Source organism: Psychrobacter sp. Ps7 (assembly GCF_022129225.1).
GTDB lineage: Bacteria > Pseudomonadota > Gammaproteobacteria > Pseudomonadales > Moraxellaceae > Psychrobacter > Psychrobacter immobilis_A.
This window is the reverse complement of the sequence record NZ_JADQAH010000020.1, coordinates 38,676-52,755: the sequence shown is the minus strand read 5'-3', so window position 1 is coordinate 52,755 and position 14,080 is coordinate 38,676. Positions and strand designations below refer to the sequence as shown.

At 36.6% G+C, this 14,080-nt stretch carries 13 protein-coding genes; 7 read left to right on the top strand and 6 right to left on the bottom strand.

Annotated elements, in window-relative coordinates; translation table 11 throughout:
- Positions 1–259: 259 nt before the first annotated feature.
- Together I3257_RS08440 and I3257_RS08435 are read right to left on the bottom strand one after the other, a co-directional pair.
- Positions 260–472, bottom strand: a complete 213-nt coding sequence (locus I3257_RS08440) for a hypothetical protein (protein ID WP_238049416.1) — start codon at positions 470–472, stop codon at positions 260–262.
- 163 nt (positions 473–635) lie between these two features.
- Positions 636–860: a hypothetical protein gene (locus I3257_RS08435; protein ID WP_238049415.1), complete on the bottom strand. Its 225-nt coding sequence runs from the start codon at positions 858–860 to the stop codon at positions 636–638.
- A gap of 226 nt (positions 861–1,086) precedes the next feature.
- On the opposite strand from I3257_RS08435, the gene I3257_RS08430 reads away from it, so the two are divergent.
- The 4 genes from I3257_RS08430 (at position 1,087) to I3257_RS08415 (ending at position 4,466) form a co-directional block, all read left to right on the top strand.
- Entirely contained in the window at positions 1,087–1,350 is a 264-nt protein-coding gene (locus I3257_RS08430) for a hypothetical protein (RefSeq protein ID WP_238049414.1), read from the top strand.
- Positions 1,351–1,878: 528 nt separating this feature from the next.
- Positions 1,879–2,376, top strand: a complete 498-nt coding sequence (gene ssb, locus I3257_RS08425; RefSeq protein WP_238049413.1) for a single-stranded DNA-binding protein — start codon at positions 1,879–1,881, stop codon at positions 2,374–2,376.
- Positions 2,377–2,911: 535 nt separating this feature from the next.
- Positions 2,912–3,820, top strand: coding sequence for an HNH endonuclease (locus I3257_RS08420; protein WP_238049412.1), 909 nt, complete (start codon positions 2,912–2,914; stop codon positions 3,818–3,820).
- 19 nt (positions 3,821–3,839) lie between these two features.
- Positions 3,840–4,466 (top strand): class I SAM-dependent methyltransferase, encoded by a 627-nt coding sequence (locus I3257_RS08415; protein ID WP_238049411.1) that lies wholly within the window; start codon positions 3,840–3,842, stop codon positions 4,464–4,466.
- 167 nt (positions 4,467–4,633) lie between these two features.
- Here I3257_RS08415 and I3257_RS08410 read toward each other — a convergent pair whose 3' ends face one another.
- The gene (locus tag I3257_RS08410; RefSeq protein WP_238049410.1) at positions 4,634–4,954 is read right to left on the bottom strand and encodes an alpha/beta hydrolase; all 321 of its coding nucleotides are present in this window, start codon (positions 4,952–4,954) and stop codon (positions 4,634–4,636) included.
- A gap of 70 nt (positions 4,955–5,024) precedes the next feature.
- Positions 5,025–5,330: an alpha/beta hydrolase gene (locus I3257_RS08405; RefSeq protein WP_238049409.1), complete on the bottom strand. Its 306-nt coding sequence runs from the start codon at positions 5,328–5,330 to the stop codon at positions 5,025–5,027.
- Positions 5,331–5,967: 637 nt separating this feature from the next.
- Here I3257_RS08405 and I3257_RS08400 point away from each other — a divergent pair.
- Positions 5,968–9,486: a TM0106 family RecB-like putative nuclease gene (locus I3257_RS08400; RefSeq protein ID WP_238049408.1), complete on the top strand. Its 3,519-nt coding sequence runs from the start codon at positions 5,968–5,970 to the stop codon at positions 9,484–9,486.
- 85 nt (positions 9,487–9,571) lie between these two features.
- Positions 9,572–10,075 (top strand): hypothetical protein, encoded by a 504-nt coding sequence (locus tag I3257_RS08395; RefSeq protein WP_238049407.1) that lies wholly within the window; start codon positions 9,572–9,574, stop codon positions 10,073–10,075.
- Here the strand turns inward: I3257_RS08395 and I3257_RS08390 are convergent.
- Complete coding sequence (locus I3257_RS08390; protein ID WP_238049406.1) at positions 10,070–10,453, bottom strand: transposase family protein; 384 nt, start codon at positions 10,451–10,453, stop codon at positions 10,070–10,072. The genes I3257_RS08395 and I3257_RS08390 overlap by 6 nt on opposite strands.
- Before the next feature lie 8 nt (positions 10,454–10,461).
- Positions 10,462–10,902 (bottom strand): transposase family protein, encoded by a 441-nt coding sequence (locus I3257_RS08385; protein ID WP_238049405.1) that lies wholly within the window; start codon positions 10,900–10,902, stop codon positions 10,462–10,464.
- A 331-nt stretch (positions 10,903–11,233) separates the two neighbouring features.
- Here I3257_RS08385 and I3257_RS08380 point away from each other — a divergent pair, with 331 nt between their 5' ends.
- Positions 11,234–14,050: a hypothetical protein gene (locus I3257_RS08380; protein ID WP_238049404.1), complete on the top strand. Its 2,817-nt coding sequence runs from the start codon at positions 11,234–11,236 to the stop codon at positions 14,048–14,050.
- Positions 14,051–14,080: the final 30 nt, after the last annotated feature.

Here is a 14,080-nt window from a genome sequence, read left to right as displayed (position 1 = left end):
GATTAATACGCTTAGTTTACCAAGTTTAGTTGTACGGTTTCTTCAGCATAGCTCATTAGAGGCTTTCTAGCCGACAATAGCGCAAGCAAACACATCATATATCCAGCCGCTGGTTGTCTTGATATAGGTAAAGTCAGCAACCTATAACTCGTTAGGACGACGAGCATTAAAGTTGCGATTGACCAAGTCTTTAGCGCACTTTTGGACATCACGAGATTTAGTCGTTATTTTGCCGTTACCACGCCAAACGCCTTGCAGGTCATACTGCCTCATTAAACATTCTACCATACAGCGCGCTACATGAGTGCCTCCCACTTTCATCTGATGCCAAAACCTTACGTACACCATGACCATACTTGCTGTCTAGCCAAATACGTTTAATGTCGCTGATATAATAGTCGTCATGCTGACCGCGCAATGAGCGCTTTTCAGGACGGCTTTCTAAGTCTTTAACACGATAGTAAGTTGACATGGCAATCGGTCATACTCTATAGAATGGCTCAATCCTATATTCCTGCTTGTTAACATCAATAAAATCGACCATTACTTGGGTGGGCGGCTCGTCTCCGCTTGGGCGAAAAAAGCAGCAGCCTTAGTTATATCTCTTTGGCTTGTTTGAGATATTTATGCTCTCATTAAAGCTCTTTAATACGCTGCTCTTGGCTTTGAGCTTGTACCGATGCCGGAATGGTTTGGTCTATATGCTTTTTATGCCATGATCGCAGAGTTTCAGGCGCATAGCCAATCTTTGACGCTATGACTTGGATAGCTGACCATGTGGAGGGATAATCGCCCAACGCTTCAATCAGCATGCGAACGGCGCGTTCTTTAATCTCAGGAGTGTAGTTTCGTGTTTTCATTATCGTATTCTCACAGAATGTTGAGCCTCCGACAATATCGGGGCGGTTTAGTATGCTGGTTAAAATATGAATAATTCTTGATGCCTTGAAAGCCCTTTAGAACCAGAGAAATTAGTATAGATTTATTATTGATTTTTATCGTCAGCATACTTTTTGATACACCACCCGAAATATGAAACACATAGTGTAAGATGAGGTATCAATCATTCAATAGAGGTATACAACAATGTTAGAAATAATTGCAGCTTTATTTAAATCTATCAAAGTGGGTTTTAAACTAGTTAGTAAGGGTTCTCAGGAAGTGAGTATAGCTATGGGAAAACTCGATAAGGTATTAGATATAAAAATAGAAGAGGGTGAGAAGAGATTAGAGGAAGCTAGGAAAAAACATGAGGAGTATGAAAAAAAATCAGCTAAAGAACAAGGGTTTGAGACTGTAGAAGAGTGGCGTCAATATATGGATGAGATGACGAAAGAATTCTTTAAGTGAAAAAATATTGCCTCAAGCGAAAATTGCATTTCTAAAGTCTCATTTTATGTACAATATATCTCTATCAGTTTCAGAATATAGAACCTTATAGCATTTGCAATGCTTACCATTTTTACAAGGCTATCGCATTGCTTACATGGGTGAAAAAGACTTTGTGGCTAAAATTGTTCGTCATGGCTATGCACCTGTTAGTAAATCCTGTACCGATTGCTACAACTGGCAATTAAAAGAGCGTAGAAATGTCATAGGCGCTTTATATAAAAAAGTCTGTTTGTTCTTGAGTATGTATATAAGAATTTGAGTTGGGAGGTGATGTATGACTGGTGCAAAGACGCACTTATTCAAAACTTAAACACACCGTGTGTAATTGTAATAGATAACGCCAGGTTTCATAAACACAAACGCATTAGGTCAGTAAAGATTGAATCTTATGAGTCCTTGATAGAGCAAGTAAAGAAGCGTGTGGAGATGTCGCTCAACTACTACAATGTATTATTTAAATAACTACCAAACTAAGAGAGAAATATTATGCGCGGAGTTAATAAAGTCATCATCATCGGAAACCTCGGTGCAGATCCCGAGGCACGTCAATTTAATAACGGCGGTAGTGTTACCAATATATCAGTAGCGACCTCTGAGCAATGGACTGATAAACAGAGTGGCGAAAAAAGAGAAGCGACCGAATGGCATCGTGTTTCACTATTCAATCGTTTAGGTGAAATCGCCGCTCAGTATCTGCGTAAAGGTAGCAAAGTCTATATTGAGGGTAGCTTACGCACTCGTAAGTACCAAGCCCCTGACGGTAGCGACCGTTATGCGACTGAAATTCGCGCTGACCAGATGCAGATGCTAGATAGTAATGACGATAACAACAGAAAAATCAGTCATCCAGACCGTCAAAAGCCTCAGAACGACCAGCAATCACCCAATAATAAAATAAATAACAACAATGTTAATCAGGGGCTTCCACCTGGGCCAGTAGATGACGATATTCCCTTCGCTCCCCACTTTGACGGTCAGTTTTAAAATTTTGAGAATAACCATCAAATCCTTTGAACAACTTGTATCAACTAATTGGTGAAGTGATGGCTCAAAAAAGAAGTATCTGAGTTTAGGCACTCCAATGCGACTCAGCTATGCTAAAGAAATCATAGAGACAAACTTGGTAAACTAATGAATTGATGAGGAGTTTGCCATGGTAACCTTCCCAAACTTAAGACACCTAATAAATATAATTAAGCTGCCTGACTCAAATAAAAGTGTTTCCGATATACTCGGGATGGTTACCGTTCAATTTAATTTTGAGTAAGATTAATAGCTTTGTAAGATTCTATAAACTGGTAGTCGCCGTGCCTATGAAGGCTTTGCAAAATTAGATTATGCTGATATATTTTAAAGGATTCTCATTGTGCCCTCTGCCGACTTTCAGCTTAACTTTCTAAGACGTATTCAATGGTTGCTTGAGTCTAGCTCTTACACGTCTACCTATAAATTCGCTTTATTAATGGCGATGACAAACCTTTCTATAGAATCAGCTATTAGTGATAATAGCGAGCGCAGTATGTCATATGAAGAGTTAGCTGAGCAGTTTGTTCAGCTTTATTGGACACAAACACTACCATTTTCACATCAAGATGATGACTCCGTATTGAAACAGAGTAATGCAGGGGGTCAAGCTAAGGTTATTACTAGCATACTGAAGTTGCAACAAAAGACTAAAACTACCAGCATACGTGTAGCTCGGACGCGTGATATTAGAAAGTGGCAGTCAACGATTAAAGAGGTTGCTCAGACCATTAAAAACAACCCGGCAAAGTATTTACAAAGTGCACAAGATAAGGTCAGTCGTGAATTTTTATATGTTTATAATCCTAAAGCAAACGCGATAGTATTGATGCCTGGAATCGCATATTGTTTTACCCGTTTCAGTCAGATAATTCATAAACTCTGTCAGCAATACTGGACTGAGTTTGTGCGTAAAAACCGTCACAATCAACCTTACTTTAGCGATGATATTGACCTACAACAATTTCTATTTCATCAATCAAGACAAAGCTTAAAGGTCTTGGAGTCCATATTAATTGATAGCCAACAAGGGCAGTGCTTCTATTGTCATAAAGCTTTAAAAAATAATATCGAGGTCGATCATTTCATTCCTTGGTCGAAATACCCCATTGATACCACTCACAACTTCGTACTTACTGATCATCGCTGTAACAACAGCAAACTTGACTATCTTGCTGAAGAGCTGTTCTATGAAAAGTGGTTAGAGCGCAATCAACAACACGGTTATACGATTGAACAGCAAGCAAAAACCATAGGTTTTATAACCAACCAGCAACGCTCAGAGACGATTAGCCAGTGGGCTTATCAAATAGCGGTGGAACATGAGGATTTGGTCTGGTCACCAGAACCAAGTATAAAGCTCCGTACTATTAACCCTAGCTTGCTACCACAGCTTATAGCCTGATAAATAGATATGTCACCTTATGACCAAACAATCATTCAAAAGCACCCTTAACTATTATGATGAAAATGCCGTTGAGTTTGCTTGTCAAACGTTAAGCATAGATATGCATGATTTATACGAGCTATTTATTAATCAGCTCCCTCAAAGAGACACGCAATGTATTTTAGACGTGGGCTGTGGCTCAGGTAGGGATTCAAATTACTTTGCTAAACAAGGTTATGAAGTAACAGCGATAGATGCCAGCGCCGAGTTAATTCAGTGGGCTGAGCAACATCATATGTCGAGCAGAATTACTTGGGTCCACTTAGATTTTAGCAGTATTGAAAAGCAGGCTTGGGAAAATAAGTTCACTGGCATTTGGGCTTGCGCCTCATTGCTACACGTACCTTTTCTCGAGCTACCTTTCATTATTAACTCGTTGTTAGATACCTTTACTGATGATGGGGTAATGTATGTTTCATTTAAATATGGAAAAGGGGAGCGAGTAGATGAGGAGCGCTTCTTTTGTGATATGAATGAATCACGTTGGAAAGCTATTGTTGCTAAAATACCGCAAGTAATTGAGTATAAGATCTGGTTGTCGGCCGATAAAAGATCTAGTATTGAGAATAATTGGTTTAATATCACCATTAAGAAAACAGATTAATTTGAAAAGAATTAGATAGTCAAACCATCAAGCTACTGATCATCAAACGGTAAAAACTGAATGATCAATGAGTTGATAATCAGAATATAGTAAGAAATATAAGTTACTTTTTATCATTATTTTATAGATGCATAACCACTCAATCAAAAACCTAAAAAACAATAAGGCTATGAATGTTCTGAAATGAAATCAGAAATATATTCATTGACGATCTTTGGTTGCTCAAGTGCCACCGAATGGCCCGCCTTTGGAATCACAAACATCTGACTATCCGCTACAGTTTGAGCGATGTTATGGGAAAGTGGCACTTCGTAAGCGTGGTCTTGCTCACCTGCCAATATTAGCATAGGTACCTTACAGTCCTTAAGCTCATCTAAGACACCTGTACGATGTATAACACCATGAGCACTGCGCGCAATATCTGGCCCTAGTTTCAGCATATGATTACGCCAGTACTCGCGCTCGCTTGCACGTGAGGCGTCTGCCAAATAGTTATCACCAAACATAATATATATGAGTGTGTCGATAAATGGTTCGGTGCCTTGTGCGTTTACACCATCAATTAGGGGGGGAGAAATCAGAGAGCTTATATTCAAGCTCTCCGCTAGAGCCAAGTACAATACAACCTTTTAGTAAATCTGGTCGTCGAGAAGCTAAACGCAAAGCAATAAAGCCTCCCATAGAGTTATCTGCAAAGAAGCAAGGTGCTAGGTTGAGTGCCTCAATCAATGCTATCGCATCATCGGTATGCGTATCCATATCAACACTTTTTAAATCTGATCGAGAGCTTTGTCCTTGGTCTCGAAGATCATAGCTCACAATTCTAATAGTCTTAGAGAAGTATTCTGTTTGATGAGCGAACATTGTTTGATCAAAAAATAGGGAGTGACACATCACTAATACTGGTGCGTCTTTCGGACCTTGATCACTATAAACGGTGGTGTGTCAAAAAGTATGCTGATTAAAATTTGAACAATTTTTGAAGCCTTGAAAGCCCTATAGAATCAGATAACTTAGCATAGATCTTTTATTGACTTTTATTGACTTTTATCGCCAGCATACTTTTTAGAACACCACCCTATAAACAAGCATAGTTCCATTAACGTTAATATTTGGCATGGTTCTCATCCTTGTAGTAAAAACTTTGAATTCAAATAGATATAGTCATGTGAACTTATTTATAGTAGCACTAATTTACTTAAAGAGATGATAGGTTTATAGCATCGAGCATTGTTTTTCCAGTCAATTTATGTCGAACAAAATTTAGTTACTTTATATGTTGATGAATGTAAGATAAGTAAATAATATTGTTACTGCTCAGTTGGTATTAAAATTATTATTCTTGGATTTAGTTTTACATAATTAATGATAAGTAAGATATTAATATGAATTGAAAAATAAATTCTGCTAATACCTAGATAGATAATTATTAATTTTTATTCTACGAAAAAAAGACTATTTAAGAGAAGATTTTAATAGAGCCATAAATATAAGGCAAATAATGTATAAAAAAGAAGGTATGTATTACTCTCCATCAGATCTAACCAAATACATGGAGAGCCCTTTTGCATCATGGATGGATAGACTCGCTCAAGAGTATCCAGAGTTAGCACCTAAGCCAGATCCTAGTGACGAGCTTATGGTGATGTTGCAACAAAAAGGTTATGAGCATGAAGATAAGCTAGAGACGCAGTTCATAGCTGAAGGCAAGATACTAGTCAAAATTGAAGGCATTACCAAAGAGGAAAGATATACCAAAACGCTCAACGCTATGAAGCAAGGTGCTGAAGTCATTGTTCAAGCACGATTAGAGCTTGAGCACTTCGCTGGCTATGCTGATTTTCTGGTGAAAGTGGAGCACAAGTCAGATCAACCTTTAAGCAATCTCGGAGATTGGCATTATGAGGTGTGGGACACTAAGCTTGCTAGTCACGTCAAGCCAACATTTATAATCCAATTATGTTGCTACGCTCAAATGCTTGAGGCCATTCAAGGCTGCTTGCCTCAAAATATTACCGTTGCTCTTGGCAATGGTGAGAAGCAAATACTAAACACTCATGATTTTTATTACTATTATCTATCTCTTAAAAATACTTTTTTGGTCGAGCACTCTCGCTTTCATCCCGATCAAAAACCAGATCCTGCTGACTCGAAAAGTTGGGGTAATTGGAGTAACCATGCCGAACAAATTTTGCTCGATAAAGATCATCTGTTTCAAGTGGCGAACATTACCAAAGCACAAATTAAAAAACTCAATAAAGTAGGTATTCACACTATGCAGCAGCTTGCAGAGCTGCCTTTGTTATCAGTGCATGGTATTCATTCCACATCTCTCGCTAAAATTAAAGATCAAGCTGCTATACAAATCAAAACCCATTTAAAAACTAAAAATTCAGATGAGCCTAATGGTAACGCTATACCAGAGTTTGAAATACTACCTCACACAGAGGATGAGAAAAAAGGACTAGCAGTATTACCGCCACACTCTGCACTAGATGTATTCTTCGATATTGAAGGGTTTCCACTTGATGAGGGTGGTTTAGAGTATTTATGGGGTAATAGTTATTTTGATGAGCAGGGTGATCGTCAATTTAAAGATTTCTGGGCTCACAATCCTGAACAAGAAAAACAGTGTTTTGAGGCGTTTATTCACTGGGTATATGATAGATGGCAACAAGACCCAAGTATGCATATCTACCACTACGCCAATTATGAAATTGCCGCGTGCCGAAAGCTTATGGGTCGCTATGGCATTTGTGAATATGAGGTTGATCAACTTTTAAGAAATGAAGTGTTTGTAGACTTGTATAAAGTGGTGAAGGGCGGTTTACGATTAGGCGCGCCTAAATATTCTATCAAAAATGTAGAGCGTCTATATCGAAGCAAGCGTAACACTGAGGTAGGCAATGGCGGTGATTCTATCGTTGTTTATGATCACTGGCGACAGTTATTTGAGCAAGGTCTAGAAGGAGATACTTGGCAAACCTCGAAGATTCTAAATGATATTCGTGATTATAATATTGATGATTGCGATTCTACGCAGGAGCTAACAGTATGGTTAAGGGAGCAGCAAGCAATACATCGTATTGAGTATCTTGGTAAAACTGAAGTCATTGAGCCAGCAGTCTCCGAAGAAGTGACCATGGTTACCGCATTGCGTGACCGTCTATTAGACCAAGCTGAAACAGAGTTACTAGATAACCCTAAACAAGCACAACTCACTGAGAATCTAGCATGGATGTTAGAATTTCATCGAAGAGAGTCTAAACCATTGTTTTGGAAGCTTTTTGACCGCCTTGGTTCAGACGAGATAGAGCTTTTTGACGACTTAGACTGTCTTGCTCTTTGCGAGCGCACGGATAGAGCCCCCTTTAAGTCTCAACCCAAAGCTAGAAACTTAAGTTATGAGTATAGTTTCGATGTCGAGCAAGAATTTAAAGGCGCTGCGAAAAGCTTCTATTTGCTTGGAGTTGAAAAATTAAATGGCAAAAATGCTACGGTTAGCTTTGTTGCTGAGGAGAGTGATTTAGATAAGGGTATAATCGTAGTTAAAACTAAAGACGAACCATCGAACATAGTATCACTGATACCAAACGAATATATTGATACAAGTATAATCTCAGATGCCCTTTTTAGAACGGTTGCTGAGTATGAGCAAGGGTTATTTAGACAACAACAATCTGCCGTTATAGACTTTTTAACGGGTTCAAAGCCGAGAATATCAAATCATACAGGCGGTGATATTGTCGATAGTGATGAACCTAATGCACGCTTAGAGCAAATCATCACAGCGATTGTTAATCTAGATAATAGCTACTTACCTATACAGGGCCCTCCTGGCGCTGGCAAGACTTTCACTGGTAAACATGTCATCGCCCATCTGCTTAAATCAGGAGCAAGAATAGGTATCTCCAGTAACAGTCATAAAGCGATCAATAACTTATTACTCAGTACTGCTAAATATTGCAAACTCCAAAATATAAAAGCAGCTTTTATCTGTACACAAGATACTGATGATGAGCTTGCAGATTATGATGTGACTATCTCAAGCAATAGTAAGTTAATCGGTCATATAGAGTCATCCTGCGTTATTGGGACGACTGCGTGGGGGTTTGCGCGGGAGGATATGACTGAGCAGCTCGACTATTTATTCATTGATGAGGCAGGGCAAGTTTCAACGGCAAACTTGGTAGCTATGAGTCGCAGTGCTAAAAATTTAGTATTAATGGGTGATCAGATGCAGTTAGGTCAACCTTCACAAGGCACCCATCCTGCTCAAAGTGGGTTATCTATATTAGATTATCTACTCCATAAAACACCGACAATACCTGCAGATAGAGGTGTGTTTTTAGATACGACTTATCGTATGCATAGCAAAGTAAATACTGTTATCAGCCAGCTAATTTATGAAGGTAAACTCAAGTCACACTTTGACAATGATAAGCGAATTCTTCAAACAGTAGATGCAGCTACTCAAAATACTGATCAGCAAACTCTAGAAGCGCATTTAAACTCTGAGGCAGGAATCATCTTTATCCCTGTAGAGCATGAAGGTAATACTCAGGCTTCTGATGAGGAGGTGATAGTGATTAAGCAATTAGCTGAATCGCTATTGGGGCGTCTATTGCATACTGGTGCGACTAAAGATACTGGAGAGCCAGAAACTCGAATCATAACTTGGGACGATATGTTGTTTGTCGCTCCCTATAATCATCAGGTTAGTAAGTTAAAAATCGCCTTGGGCAAACAAGCCAAGATTGGTAGCGTTGATAAGTTTCAAGGGCAAGAAGCGCCTATTATATTTTTAAGTATGTGCAGTAGTGATGCTAGTGAATCACCTCGCGGCATTGATTTCTTGCTGGACAAAAATCGCATTAATGTCGCGATCTCTAGAGCACAAACCTTGGCTGTCGTAGTGGCAAATTCTAATCTTGGTAATATGTCCGTCAATAATGTTGAGCAGTTAAAAAAAGTGAGTTTATTTAATGCAATGAGCCTCATGAACGACAGGATCGTCTAATTCATAAGCTAAGATGGAGAGCAATTCAAGAAATACGATTAACTTGAATTTTAAATTTTACGATAAAAATACAGGAGTCATGCTTATGATAGCTAACGCTGTTCAAAGAGGAAGTAGTGTTTACCTGTATGATGAAACAGGGCAAGATTTGCCAGTCTCAATTTTTACTAGAGGAGGTAGGTTAGTAGGGTTTACTGCTTCTACAGTAAGCATTCAAAACGGTACTCTTATTTATACTTACGATGATCAGGGTAATATCTTAGGCACTCCAATTTCTACTGCCTCTCAAGGGACTATTCAGTCTGATGCAACGAATGATAGGGAATCTAGCAGATATAGTAATAGAGGAAATAGTAATACATCAGATTTTGGATTTATTGATGGATATATCGAAAGTTTAACGAATTACGTATACAGGAAGGGATGGAGTCAAAAGAGTATATTTGGAAAGTTAGTAACATTGATATTATTACCCTTTGCAGTTTGCATCTCTGCTATTCAGATTGCTTTCACAATTTTAAGATGGTTATTGATTGCTGTGGTAGTACTTGTAGTTCTATATGTATTAGACCTCTTGCAAAAGTCATAAACCAAGCTCGAAATTAACAATACTGGCGAATAGCTTCATTCTAAGATCGTAGCGCTGACGACGGTTGCGATATTTATGAGCCACGATTTTGAACCGTTTGATTAAGCCTATTTTGTGTTCAACCATAATGCGAAACTTAGCGAGATACTGATTAGCTTGTTTGCAGAGCTCTAACAATTGACCCTCACGTGGCTTTTTAAAGGGGGTGAAGCTCTGTTCATGTAACTTTGCAATGCCCTGATAGCCACTATCGGCTAATAGTTTAGCGTCACAAGGTAACCAGTCAGGACAAGTGTCTTTATACAGCTTAAAATCGTGAATAGAGCCTTTGGACGTTTGAACATCTAATATCAAACCTGTTTTCCAGTGGACGATCACTTGCGCTTTTAAGGTGTGTTGTTTCTTCTTGCCGCTATAGTAGTCTCTTTGGTTTTTTTTGGACGCTCAATAGGGGTTTCGGTTGCATCGACAATCACGACTGACCAATTGATGTCGTCATCGACTCTACTAGGCAGCTTTTTAGGTAATTCAAACTTGCCTGAATTGATAAGAACATATTCTACTTTACGAATAATACGGCTAGCAGAAGACTCATGAATACCGAAGTCCATACTGATATGGTACAGCGTCCGGTATTCACGCCAATAAGTAAGGGCCAGTAATATTTGCGCCTCAAGACTAAGCACGCTTGGTCTACCTGATTTAGTCTTTTGTGCTTCACATTGCTGCATAGCATCCAGCATTTCATGGAAGGTCGCTTTATGAATGCCTGTGTAACGTTTAAAACCAGCATCACTTTGTTTAAGAAGCTTATCTATGTTTGGCATGGTTCTTAGCCAGTTGTGAATGTATGAGTTATTGTAAAATCCTCTGCTACTTTTGCAAGAGGTCTATTTTATATAGGGATTTTTGGTTAGCCTCAATGCTCTTAGAGTATTATTACTACAATAAAAAATGTCCCGCCAGTTAAATATATAAAGATAGCCATTCGAGATTTAAAAACATACAATCATAGACTGGCTCTATTAATATAGTTTCATTAGCTAAATGAGAGAGTTTGTCAGTTTAAGGATATTTAAATTTTGGATAATTACTCTAAAGCTGATCTTAATAGATCAATAAAAACTAATTTTATTTAACTTAATAAAGGGATTTATAATGGAAAATGTAACTAACTCCGATAACAAAGAATGGATGCAAGAGATTTGGGATTGGGCAGACGAAGCTCATATTGATGAAGAGATCATACCTAGGCAAGCAAAAGAATTACTTGACTTAAAGAAGTTACATATTATTGATGACTTTAAATTAAAGGAAATTCCTGAGAGTATTGGAAACCTTAAGAATTTAGAGGACTTTACTTTGGAAAAAACTAATATAGTAAAACTGCCAGATAGCATTGGATCTCTTGAAAATTTAGAAACTTTGATTATATATTATACTAGTATTAAAAAGTTACCCAAGAGTATTGGTCAGCTATCAAAACTTAAAAAATTAGTTATTGATTACAATAAAAAACTAACAGATATTCCTAAAAGTATTATTAATCTTAAAAACTTAGAGGAGTTTATTTTAGAGGGAAATAATATTAAAAAACTACCAGATGATATCGGTCAGTTATCAAACTTGATAGTTTTAAATATTTATGGAAATAATAAATTAACTTATTATCCCAAAAGTATGGGAGATCTTAAAAAATTAGAAAATCTAAGTTTAGGAGGTGACAATGTTAGAGAATTATCAGATAATATTATTCAGTTACCAAATTTAAAAAAACTAAAGATCTTTGGCGTTGATAAATTAACAGTCCTTCCTGAAGATTTTAAAAGTCTTAAAAATCTAGAGAGTTTTATTTTAGGTTTTACTGGTGTTAAAAGCTTACCAGATAGCATTTGCCAACTTTCAAAATTAAAATATTTACAAATTAATAATAATAAAAATTTAACTGATTTACCTAATAATTTTGGTAAATTATTAAGTTTAGAAGAACTGGTTATTAATCTTAATTTTGAACTGAAAGAAATTCCAAGTAGTTTTGCAGATTTATCTAAATTAAAAAATCTTCATCTATCTTTATATCAATCTAGTGAGTCATTAGATGCTATTTTTAATTTGTCAAATTTAACTACTTTAGAAGTAAAATCACAAAAAAAATACTCTCTCCCTAAAAATATAGGGAATCTATCAAATATTGAAAATTTAACTTTGACAGGTTCGGGTTTTGAAGTATTGGATGAAAGTATTGGAGACCTTAAAAGCTTACGTACTTTTAACTTAAGTAGTAGCGAGTTAAAAAAAATGCCTGATAGAATAGGTGATTTATCAAATCTTGAAAGTCTTAATCTTATTCACAATAGTAAACTTAGTAAACTACCAGATAGTATTGGTAATCTTAAGCAGTTGCAAAGTATTTGCTTAAAAGGCAATGCGATAAAAAAATTACCTGAAAGTATAACTCAACTAAATGGATTAAAAAATTTAGAAATTACGCATGATAAAAAACTTACTGATCTTCCGTCTAGTATTGGAGATCTAAAGAATTTAGAGTCTCTCATTATAATTAATAGTAAATTAAAAGAAATTCCTGCGGATTTTAGTAGGTTATCTAATTTAAAAACACTGGAAATCTCATCTAATAAAAACCTTGTTAATATACCTGAAAGTATAGGAAGGCTCAAAAATTTAAATAGTCTTACTTTGACAGACTGTAGTTTCAATATACTGCCCAACAGCTTAGGGGAGTTATCAAATTTAACAATACTAGATATTTGGAGTAATGATGAGTTGGCATGCATTCCTGATGATATAGGTCGATTATCAAATTTAATAACTTTAAATATTTGTTGTAATTTTGAGCTAGTAAGTATTCCTGATAGTATCAGTCAACTATCGAACTTAACATCAATAAAAATGTTTAATAATCAAATCAATAAAATATCTGATAATATTGGACTCATCAAGAAACTTGAAAATCTTGATTTATCTGGAAATAAATTATCAATTCTACCTGAAAGTATTGGAAAACTATCAAGTCTGATAAGTTTACATATTAGTAGCAATGAACTTAGCGAGCTTCCTGATAGTATTGGTCAATTATCAAACTTAATAAGTTTGAATGTTGAATGTAATAATATTAATAAGATTCCTGAAAGTATTGGAGATCTTAAATATTTGAAAGAGTTGAACTTAAGTTCAAACAATATTAAAAATCTACCTGAAAGTATTTGTAATCTTACGACGTTAGAAAGATTTTCGTTATACGACAATCCCTTAGTAGAGATATCTAGCTCTCTCATTGATTTTCTTCAAAATTTAGATGATCCAGTTCATGGTCTTGATGAGTTCGATTCTTCAACTTCAAGTGTCTCTAATGATAATAATACTTCAATATTTCTTCAGGTCAATGGCTATGGCGTCGAGACCTTTGCTGGTACTGTAGAGGCTACAACCTATCAATACTTCGAAGATAATGATATCGATCTTGAAGACTATAGTAATGATGCTGAGTGGGGTGATGATAACTGCCAAGTTCCAGAGGAACATAACTTTGGCGGGGGTGGATTATATGAAGTCGATAATCTATGGCATGTCAATGGCGCTTATTTAATAGAAGATACTCAAATTGAGTTGGTGAACGGTTCTGAAGATACAATCTGGAGTTCGAACTGTGATACTGAATCGCTTGAATCGCAGGGTATTAAGTTGGTTTGCGTTTCTAGTCAGGAAGATGTTTTTGATAGTTTAGATTTAAAGACAGTTGTCATGATTGGCAGATTGTTCCAAAAAGGTTGTACTTTTGAGACTCAACTTGAGGATATTGAAAATTTTGATCCAAATAACCTGACTATCTATTACCATGAAGATGAAAGCGGACGTATTATTAAGAAAATTGAATACAATGATACTGAGCTTGAAAACGGCAATAGTAGTACTTCTGGCTCAGGATCTGAATATTCTTGGGAAGTCATTGGATAGTAGGGTATTGAATATTTTTTAGAACGAAGT